The sequence below is a fragment of the Rathayibacter sp. AY1A7 genome (assembly GCF_002930845.1).
Lineage (GTDB): Bacteria > Actinomycetota > Actinomycetes > Actinomycetales > Microbacteriaceae > Rathayibacter.
This window is the reverse complement of the sequence record NZ_PSTL01000046.1, coordinates 1701-3844: the sequence shown is the minus strand read 5'-3', so window position 1 is coordinate 3844 and position 2144 is coordinate 1701. Positions and strand designations below refer to the sequence as shown.

The following is a 2144-nucleotide window of genomic DNA, read 5'->3' as shown; positions in this document are numbered from 1 at the left end:
CTCGAGCGAGCAGCGCGTGGTACGCCTCGTTCGTCGCGGCGATCAGATCAGGGTGGTCGGCAGCACGGTTCGGCAAAGCATCGCTCCTCGTTGTGGGTACAGCAGATCGAGCCCAGAGAGGGTCTCGAAGATCAGGTCGGCGCCCCGATCGAGGAGCGGCAAGCTCGTGACGCCGACACCCCAATTCTACCGTTGAGGGCCCTCTCAGAACCTGCTCGAAACAGGGTCAAAACAGGCCCATTTTCGCGCGCCGTTCGTCGCCTTCACGAGGGCAGAATCCGCGGAATCACAGGACAGAAGGCCCAGGAGTCCCCCTGAGAAAAAAACCCCCCAGAGTCCTGCGCACCGCGTCCAGCAGAACGCGAAGCGGGCTCTCGTTTACCCCCCCCGGGGGGGATGGAGGCCGGGGGTGTCGGCGGGAGTGGCTAGCGTCGCGGTATGACGGGTGATCTGCGGTTGATCGAGCCGACGTTCTCTGAGGGGTGCCACACGCCGGCGGCCTGGTCGGACGGATGGGTGGCTGAAGTGAGCGAGGACGGCGCGCTCGCCTTGTGGTGGTCTCTGCGTGCATCGTCTGAGGGACTCGACCGGTCTCATCAGGCGGATGAAGGCTTCGCTGTGTGGACAGCTGCTGTTGAGTCGCTGTGGTGGCTGATGGCTCTGGAGGACGGGCTGCGGGAACTGTGCACTCCGGCGAGGTGGGCGCAGGTGTTGGCCTCGTCTCCGCAGGGTGACGTGCTCAAAGGGCTGAGGTGGCTGCGGCACCGTCATGCGCATGAGGTGATGGTCACCGCGTCGGGTGGACCGACCCGTGACTTCTTCGGCCGCGATCGGAAGCCGGAGGAGGACTACGTGTTCTACATCTCGCCGTCACCGCGTTGGAAGGTTCTCGAGGACATTCATGCGCCGAACGATCGACAGCCGAAGCTGCGGCCGTACTACGCCAAGCATGTCGGTGGCCGGTATGTAGACGCGCCGATCCGGGAGTGCATCACCTGGTTCGGAACGGTCCTTGATGCTTCGGGGGTAGCTCAGCCGGAGAAGCCGGAAGATCCGACGGTGTTCGGGTAGCGCTCGCTCCTGATGTCGGTGGTCGGCCCTAGGGTTCGGGGATGTCGAATCGAGTGGTAGCAATCGAGTGGTGCCCGGCGTGTGGTCAGCAGTCGGTGCAGGTTCAGCCGGGCCTGACGGCAGCGGATAAGGGTCAGCCGCGGAAGGACTGTGTCGCAGTGGGTTGCGGGTATCGCGAGAGGGGCGGGCTGCCGCGCTGAGTTGACGCAGCTGCGCCCCCGTACCGCGAGGGTGACGGGGGCGCAGTGTGTGCCGGGCTCGGCTCGGTGTGCGGTCGACAACCGAGCACGGCGTCTGGTGAGCTCGTGGCTCAGTCGGTGGGTGCGGCCGGCGCTGCGTGCAAGGAGGCGTGCGCGCCGGCCGCGAGGGGAGCGAGACCACCCAGGACCGCTCCCCAGTCATGGTCAGCGCTTGCGGGAATGCTCACGCTTGAGGGCGGCGGCCTGCTTGTCGAGCTCGACGTTGGTCGCGATCCGGATCCGGGTGCGGCGCTCCGCGAGTCCGGCGGGCGTCGGCACCAGGAACGCCGCTCCTGCGTCGACGAGTGCGCGCAGCTGGTCGAGCGGTGTCGCGTCCGCCCAGGCGGGCCGCTGAGGCCCGTAGGACCGTGCCGAATCTCCGCCGTCGATGGTCGCCCCGTTGGCAATCCAGAACGTCGGCCACACATGCTCGAGGTTGTCGATCACGTGGACGAGCGGCAGCTGGTCGACCTCCGAGACTCCGAGCATCGACGCGGCCGACTTCGCCAGCGCCCGGAAGCGGAGACCGAGGCGAGTCGCTGCGATCCATGCCTCGCCGGCGTCGGGATGCGTCGCGAGGTCGTCGGCGCCGTGAACATTCGCCAGCGGCCCGCGGAACAGGTCGATGGCCTCCTGCCGCAGACTCTTGAGTTCCCTCGTGTACGACTCGCTCACCGGCTTCTGCGCGCTGGCGTACCAGCGGACAGCCGAGTCCCTAGCGGACGCCTCGATGTGCGCAAGGAGATCTGCTGCAACACGACGCCGGGTGACGATGTCGTGGTTTGCGAGCAGAGAGCCCACGGACGCTGCCGCATCTCTGCCCCGCAGGTACTC

2 protein-coding genes are annotated in these 2144 nt (G+C 67.0%); one reads left to right on the top strand and one right to left on the bottom strand.

Annotated features, from left to right (window positions below; translation table 11 throughout):
- Nucleotides 1-438: 438 nt before the first annotated feature.
- On the top strand, nt 439-1071 hold the full coding sequence (locus tag C5B95_RS16990; RefSeq protein WP_104349702.1) for a hypothetical protein: 633 nt from the start codon (nt 439-441) through the stop codon (nt 1069-1071).
- 404 nt (nt 1072-1475) lie between these two features.
- On the opposite strand, the gene C5B95_RS16985 is transcribed toward C5B95_RS16990, so the two are convergent.
- On the bottom strand, nt 1476-1985 hold the full coding sequence (locus tag C5B95_RS16985; protein ID WP_104349701.1) for a hypothetical protein: 510 nt from the start codon (nt 1983-1985) through the stop codon (nt 1476-1478).
- Between the last annotated feature and the right edge of the window lie 159 nt (nt 1986-2144).